This is a genomic window from Pleomorphomonas sp. T1.2MG-36 (genome assembly GCF_950100655.1).
Lineage (GTDB): Bacteria > Pseudomonadota > Alphaproteobacteria > Rhizobiales > Pleomorphomonadaceae > Pleomorphomonas.
Map to the genome: position 1 here is coordinate 1 of NZ_CATNLY010000027.1, position 410 is coordinate 410.

At 46.8% G+C, this 410-nt stretch carries 1 protein-coding gene; it reads left to right on the forward strand.

What is annotated here, in order from left to right; translation table 11 throughout:
* Positions 1-410: rolling circle replication-associated protein (locus QQZ18_RS15770; protein WP_284541905.1), on the forward strand; the 410-nt coding region annotated here is incomplete at both ends.

Here is a 410-nt window from a genome sequence, read left to right on the forward strand (position 1 = left end):
GCAGAAATACAGGATGATCTCAGAGAGCTCACTCAGGCGATGATGAACCTTCCAGGCGTTATCGGTTGTTTCTGGGTGCTGGAATGGACATCAGAAGGAGAGGTACATGCCCATGCGATTTTTTATCTTAATGGTCAGGAGCATCAGAAATCATTCCCATTTATTTTACAGGCGGGAGTGCTGTGGCAACAGATTACCCATGGTGAGGGCAAATACCAGAGATGCAGGCCACAGGAATATCATCAGGACAATATTAACAATGTTGTTGAATATCACAACAACGAAGCCATCGACAGCCTGAGACGTATAGCCAGCTATCTGGCAAAAGAAGACCAGAAATACGGATTACCAATCTGGGGATACAACGACATTCCTTCGCCAGCCAGGCAGGGCAGACCGAGGAAGTTTAG